Raw genomic sequence first — 6317 nt, forward strand, 5'->3', positions numbered from 1 at the left:
CTCGTGGCCTCGGACGGCGAGCTGGGCGGCGGCGCGCACGGCGTGGCCGCCGACGGTGTGGCCGGCCCGCTCGCGGCGTCCGTCGGGGTGGTGTCGCTCTCACCGCTCGACGTGGCCGCCGTCGGCCCCGCCGTCCGGGACGCCGCCGGTGCCGTGGCCGCCCGCCTCACCCGCTAGCGCCCTCCCGCTGCGCGGCCGCGTGCACGAGGGGGAGCACGCGCGGGGGCAGCACGCAGGTGAGCGCCACGACGGTCGAGGTGCGGGTGATGTCGTCGTCCGCCACCAGGCCGTCGACCACGCGCTGCAGGTCGTCGTTGTCGCGGGCCACCAGCCGGCAGAGCAGGTCGCCCTGGCCGGTGATCGTGTGCACCTCGAGCACCTCGGGGATGGCGGCCAGGTGCGCGGTGACGCGGTCGCGGGCGCCCTGGCGGATCTCGAGGTTGGCGAACGCGGTGACCCGGTAGCCGAGCGCCACCGGGTCGAGCGACGGGGCGAACGAGCTGATCACCCCGCGCTCGACGAGCCGGTCGAGCCGCGCCTGCACGGTGCCGCGGGCCACGCCGAGCCGGCGCGAGGCCTCGAGCACCCCGACCCGCGGCTCGGCGGTGAGCAGGTCGACCAGACGGACGTCGAGGGCGTCGACCGCGTCGACGGCGCCGGAGGTGGGCATGGTGCCCACTGTGGCACGCCGATCGGTGCGCAGGCTGCACATCGTGCACACCGTCGCGGCCGTCGGTTGCCCAGCCGCGGCCGGTGGCGCCACGCTCCGTGCACCCCCCGACGAAGAGGAGCACCACCGATGTCGACCACGGACCTCACGGCCGAGGAGCGCGCCGCCGACCTCGACCTGCAGCAGCTGCAGCAGCTCGTCGGCCTCGTCGAGTACGACCAGGCGAAGGACCCGTTCCCCGTCACCGGCTGGGACGCGCTGGTCTTCGTCTGCGGCAACGCCACCCAGGCCGCGCACTACTACCAGACGGCGTACGGCATGGAGCTCGTCGCCTACAGCGGCCCCGAGACCGGCAACCGCGACCACAAGGCGTTCGTGCTGAAGAGCGGGTCGATCCGCTTCGTGCTGAAGGGCGGCGTGGCCCCCGACAGCCCGCTGCACGACCACCACCGCCGGCACGGGGACGGCGTCGTCGACATCTCCCTCGAGGTGCCGGACGTCGACCGCTGCGTCGCGCACGCCCGATCGGTCGGCGCGACGATCGTCGAGGAGCCGCACGACGTCACCGACGAGCACGGCACGGTGCGCATCGCGGCGATCCAGGCGTACGGCGACACGGTGCACTCGCTGGTGCAGCGCACGTCGTACGACGGCCCGTACCTGCCCGGCTACGTCGCCCGCCAGGGCACGTACGTGAAGCGCGACGGCGCCCCGAAGCGGCTGTTCCAGGCGCTCGACCACGTCGTCGGCAACGTCGAGCTGGGCAAGATGGACGAGTGGGTCACCTTCTACAACAAGGTGATGGGCTTCGTGAACATGGCCGAGTTCATCGGCGACGACATCGCCACCGACTACTCGGCGCTCATGAGCAAGGTCGTCGCGAACGGCAACCACCGGGTGAAGTTCCCGCTGAACGAGCCGGCCGTCGCCAAGCGCAAGAGCCAGATCGACGAGTACCTCGAGTTCTACTGCGGTCCGGGTGCGCAGCACCTGGCGCTGGCGACGAACGACATCATCGGCACCGTCGACGCGATGCGGGCCGAGGGCGTGCAGTTCCTCGACACCCCCGACTCGTACTACGAGGACCCCGAGCTGCGGGCGCGGATCGGCAACGTCCGGGCGCCGATCGAGGAGCTGCAGTCGCGCGGCATCCTGGTCGACCGCGACGAGGACGGCTACCTGCTGCAGATCTTCACCGCCCCCGTGGGCGACCGCCCCACCGTGTTCTTCGAGCTCATCGAGCGGCACGGCTCGCTGGGCTTCGGCAAGGGCAACTTCAAGGCGCTGTTCGAGGCGATCGAGCGCGAGCAGGAGCGCCGCGGCAACCTCTGACCCCGGCTCGACCCACCAGCACGGCCCTCGGCCCGGTGCGCTCTGCGGAGCGTGCCGGGCCGCTCGTGCGTTCTGGGACCATGGAGCCCATGAGCAGCCCGGCCGGAGCCCCGAGCGCGGGGTGGTACCCCGACCCGAAGATCCCGAACCTGATGCGGTGGTGGGACGGCACCTCGTGGTCCGACGACACCTACGAGCGGGCCGAGCAGCTCGACGGGTACGGCAACCCCTACGGCGCGGCGAAGCCCGTCGAGGCGGCCGAGCGCACCGCGCAGCGCCGTCCCGGGCAGCAGGCGACGACGACGGACGACGGCGCCGAGCTCGCGGGCTGGGGCTGGCGAGCGCTGGCGCGGGTGCTCGACAACCTGGCCATCGGGTTCGTGTCGGCCCTGGTCGCGGCGCCGTGGACGGTGTCGGCGTTCAGCGACGCGCTGCGCGAGCCGATCGACCCCGCCCGGCCGTTCGCGTTCATGACCGACCCGCAGGTGCTGCAGGCCGTGGGCACGCTGGGCATCGCGCAGCTGCTGGTCTCGCTGGCGTACGAGATGTCGTTCCTGCTCTGGAAGGCCGCGACGCCGGGCAAGCTGGCGGTCGGCCTGCGGGTGCGCACCTGGGAACCGGGGCAGCGGCTCACGCCGTCCACGGTGATCCGGCGCTGGTTCGGCCTCGACGGGCTGTCGGCGATCCCGAACGTGGGCACGTTCTACCTGATCCTCGATCTGCTCTGGCCGCTGCGCGACGTCCGCCGGCAGGCCCTGCACGACAAGCTCGCCGGCACCTGCGTGGTCCGTGCCCGGCCGAGCAGCGCCGCGCCGGGTGCGGGTGGCACGACGCCCGGGGCTTGACGCCGAGCTCGACATCGGTATGCAATATATCGCATGCCGGTCCCCGCGAACGTCGCTGCTCCCGCCCGTGGGCTGCTGCGCGACGAGGCGTTCCGCACCCTGCGGTCGGCGATCGTCGACGGCACCCTCGCCCCGGGTGAGCGCCTGGTCGACGCCGAGCTGTGCGCCTGGCTGGGGGTGAGCCGCACCCCGGTGCGCGAGGCGATCGCCAGGCTGGAGCAGATCGGGCTGGTGCGCACCCGGCCGGGCAGCTCGACGCTCGTGACGCCGCTCGACGTCCGCGCGGTGGTCGAGGCGCAGACGGTCGCCGCCACCCTGCACGGGCTGGCCGCCCGCGAGGCGGTGCCGCACGTCGAGCCGCGGCACCTGGCCGACCTGACGGCGGCGAACGGCGAGTTCGCCGACGCCCTCGACCGCCGCGACGCGGACGCCGCGGTGCGCGCCGACGACGCCTTCCACCGCGTGCTGGTCGACCTGTGCGCCAACCGCGTGCTCGCCGGCGTGCTCGACGACGTGACGCCGCTGCTGCGCCGCATGGAGCTGGCCCGGTTCGACTCGCTCGCCGGTCGCGCGTCCGTCACGCAGCACCGGCGCATCGTGCGGCTGGCCCGGGCCGGCGACGCCGAGGGCGCGGCCGCCGCGGTGCGGGACAACTGGCTGACGCTGCAGCCGGTGCTCGACTGACCCGCTCGACCCGATCCGCACCACCCACCCACACAGGGAGCCACCCGTGAGCCTCGACGACTTCGAGCGGTACCCGCTGCTCTTCGGCCCCAGCCCGGTGCACCCGCTCGACCGGCTGACCCAGCACCTCGGCGGGGCGCGCGTCTGGGCCAAGCGCGAGGACTGCAACAGCGGGCTCGCCTACGGCGGCAACAAGACACGCAAGCTCGAGTACATCGTGCCCGACGCCCTCGCCAGCGGCGCCGACACGCTGGTGTCGATCGGCGGGTACCAGTCGAACCACACCCGCCAGGTCGCGGCCGTGGCGGCCCGCCTCGGCCTGAAGGCACGGCTGGTGCAGGAGCGCTGGGTCGACTGGCCGGACGCCGTGAACGACAAGGTCGGCAACATCCTGCTGTCGCGCATCATGGGCGCCCACGTGACGCTCGACCCGAGCGGGTTCGGCATCGGCATCAAGAACTCCTACGAGCAGGCGCTGCAGGAGGTGCGCGACGCCGGCGGCACGCCGTACGGCATCCCGGCCGGCGCGTCGGAGCACCGGCTCGGTGGGCTCGGCTTCGCGGGCTGGGCGCGCGAGGTGCAGCAGCAGGAGGAGCAGCTCGGCGTCTTCTTCGACACGATCGTGGTCTGCACCGTCACCGGGTCGACGCACGCCGGCATGATCGCCGGCTTCGCCGCGCAGGACCGTCCGCGGCGGGTCATCGGCATCGACGCCTCGGCGACGCTGGAGAAGACCCGCGCACAGGTCGAGCGGATCGCCCGGCACACCGCCGACCTGATCGACCTCGGTCGCGACCTGCGCGACGACGAGATCACCGTGCTCGAGGGCTGGGCCGGTGACCGCTACGGCATCCCGGTGCAGTCGACGATCGACGCGATCCGGCTGACCGGCGAGCTGGAGGGCGTGATCATCGACCCGGTCTACGAGGGCAAGTCGATGGCCGGGCTGATCGACCTGGTGCGGCAGGGCGAGATCCCCGCGACGTCGAACGTGCTGTACGCGCACCTGGGCGGGCAGCCCGCGCTGAACGCCTACAGCGGCGTCTTCTCGTAGTCGCCGCCGCGGCCGGCGCGGCGGTCGGCGGGGTCAGCGGGCGGGCAGCACGCGGCCGCCCACCTCGCCCAGCGCGAGCTGCCCGCCGCCGGGCGCCGGTGCGGTGGCCCGCAGCACCACGGTGTCGCCGTCCTCGAGGAAGCCCCGCTCGCCACCCTCGACGGCCAGCGGCTCGGTCCCGTTCCAGGTCAGCTCGAGCAGCGAGCCGCGCTGGTCGCGCTCGGCGCCCGACACGGTGCCCGAGGCGAACAGGTCGCCGGTGCGCAGCGACGCCCCGTTGACCGTCAGGTGCGTCAGCATCTGCGCCGGCGACCAGTACATCGAGGCGAACGGCGGCCGCGAGACCACCGTGCCGTCGAGCTCGACCTCGATCGCCAGGTCGTACCCGTCGCCGGGGCCCTGCAGGTAGGGCAGCGGCTCGGGCTGCTGCGGCGCGAGCGACACGCGGGCGGCGTCCAGCGCGGCGAGCGGGGTGACCCACGCCGAGACGCTGGTGGCGAACGACTTGCCGAGGAACGGGCCGAGCGGCACGTACTCCCAGGCCTGCACGTCGCGGGCGCTCCAGTCGTTCAGCAGCACCACCCCGAACACGTGGTCGGCGAAGGCGTCGACGCCCACCCGGTCGCCCATCGCCGTCGGGGTGCCGACGACGAACCCGACCTCGGCCTCGATGTCGAGCCGGGTGCTCGGCCCGAACACCGGGTCGTGCCCGGGCGCGCGCCGCTGCCCGCTCGGCCGGACGACGTCGGTGCCGCTCACGACGACCGTGCCGGAGCGCCCGTGGTACCCGATCGGCAGGTGCTTCCAGTTCGGCGTCAGCGCGTCGCCGTCCGGCCGGAAGATGCGCCCGACGTTGGTGGCGTGGTGCTCGCTGGCGTAGAAGTCGACGTAGTCGGCGACGGTCCACGGCAGGTGCAACCGGACGTCGGACAACCCGTGCGTGGGCAGCGTGTCGGGCGCAGACACCTTGTGCTGCAACCACTCGCGCGTGGCCGACCAGGTGTCGCGGCCGGCCCCGAGCAGCGCGTCGAGCGTCGGCTCGGCCAGCGCGTCGGCCGCCTCGAACCCGTCGGCGGCGGCGAGCGCGCCGACGTCGACCACCGCGTCGTGCAGCCGCACGCCGACCCTCGGTCGGTCGCCGTCGAGGCTGAACACGCCGTACGGCAGGTGGTCCGGGCCGAAGCCGGTGTCGTCGGGGGTCACAGCAGGGCCTCCAGCTCGGTGAGCGGTTCGGTGACGTCGCAGCACCCGAACGACCGGAACGCGGCTCGCACGTCGACGGGGTCGGCGCCCGCCAGGTGCGCGAGCAGCGGTCCCTGGGTGCGCGCGGCCAGTGCGCGTTCGATGGCCGAGACCCCCTGTGCCGCAACGGCCGTGGCTGCCAGCACGTTGAGCACCCCGTGCTGCTCGAAGCCCTCGGGCGACGTGTGCCGCAGCGCGTGGTGCAGACCGGCGGTGAGCTTGAACGGGAGGTCGCGCTCGACGCAGCCCACCACGAAGCGGGCCAGGGTGTGCTCGCCCGGGTGCGCCGCTTCGGTGAGGCCGCCGGTGCGCAGCTTGGCCAGCACGTCGTGCCCGGCGGCGCGGGCCGACTGCACGCGGTCGAGCGCGACGTCGTCGTCCCACGGCGCCTCGGCGGCGACCTGCACCCGGGCGGTGAGCAGCGCGTCGAGCGCGCCGACCGGGCCCTCGACCACCACGACGCGGCCGGCGAGCGCGTCGACCGCGCGGG

The 6317-nt window shown here is 73.8% G+C and carries 6 protein-coding genes and 1 pseudogene; 4 read left to right on the plus strand and 3 right to left on the minus strand.

The genetic code is table 11. The annotated features are described in order from the left end of the window. Nucleotides 1–166: 166 nt before the first annotated feature. Entirely contained in the window at nucleotides 167–670 is a 504-nt protein-coding gene (locus ACYVI6_RS17795) for an Lrp/AsnC family transcriptional regulator (RefSeq protein WP_460447646.1), read from the minus strand. 129 nt (nucleotides 671–799) lie between these two features. Between ACYVI6_RS17795 and hppD the strand changes: the two genes are divergently transcribed. From hppD to ACYVI6_RS17815, 4 genes are all read left to right on the plus strand, one after another. Then, nucleotides 800–2002 carry a 4-hydroxyphenylpyruvate dioxygenase gene (gene hppD, locus ACYVI6_RS17800; protein ID WP_460447647.1) on the plus strand — a complete coding sequence of 401 codons (1203 nt, stop codon included), beginning with the start codon at nucleotides 800–802 and terminating at the stop codon, nucleotides 2000–2002. 89 nt (nucleotides 2003–2091) lie between these two features. Further along, nucleotides 2092–2847 carry an RDD family protein gene (locus ACYVI6_RS17805; RefSeq protein WP_460447648.1) on the plus strand — a complete coding sequence of 252 codons (756 nt, stop codon included), beginning with the start codon at nucleotides 2092–2094 and terminating at the stop codon, nucleotides 2845–2847. Between the two features lie 33 nt (nucleotides 2848–2880). Continuing rightward, nucleotides 2881–3531 (plus strand): GntR family transcriptional regulator, encoded by a 651-nt coding sequence (locus ACYVI6_RS17810; RefSeq protein WP_460447649.1) that lies wholly within the window; start codon nucleotides 2881–2883, stop codon nucleotides 3529–3531. Nucleotides 3532–3577: 46 nt separating this feature from the next. Further along, nucleotides 3578–4585, plus strand: a complete 1008-nt coding sequence (locus ACYVI6_RS17815) for a 1-aminocyclopropane-1-carboxylate deaminase (protein ID WP_460447650.1) — start codon at nucleotides 3578–3580, stop codon at nucleotides 4583–4585. Between the two features lie 33 nt (nucleotides 4586–4618). Here ACYVI6_RS17815 and fahA read toward each other — a convergent pair whose 3' ends face one another. Further along, nucleotides 4619–5788, minus strand: coding sequence for a fumarylacetoacetase (gene fahA, locus ACYVI6_RS17820; RefSeq protein ID WP_460447651.1), 1170 nt, complete (start codon nucleotides 5786–5788; stop codon nucleotides 4619–4621). Continuing rightward, nucleotides 5785–6317: pseudogene (locus ACYVI6_RS17825) on the minus strand (hypothetical protein); the annotation flags it as partial. The pseudogene ACYVI6_RS17825 and the gene fahA, both read right to left, overlap by 4 nt.

Source organism: Angustibacter aerolatus (assembly GCF_054776675.1).

Bases quoted from the DNA above. Each gene is read 5' to 3' on its own strand.
- ACYVI6_RS17795 (WP_460447646.1), bottom strand. From the start codon at position 670: ATGCCCACCTCCGGCGCCGTCGACGCGGTCGACGCCCTCGACGTCCGT.
- hppD (WP_460447647.1), top strand. From the start codon at position 800: ATGTCGACCACGGACCTCACGGCCGAGGAGCGCGCCGCCGACCTCGAC.
- ACYVI6_RS17805 (WP_460447648.1), top strand. From the start codon at position 2,092: ATGAGCAGCCCGGCCGGAGCCCCGAGCGCGGGGTGGTACCCCGACCCG.
- ACYVI6_RS17810 (WP_460447649.1), top strand. From the start codon at position 2,881: ATGCCGGTCCCCGCGAACGTCGCTGCTCCCGCCCGTGGGCTGCTGCGC.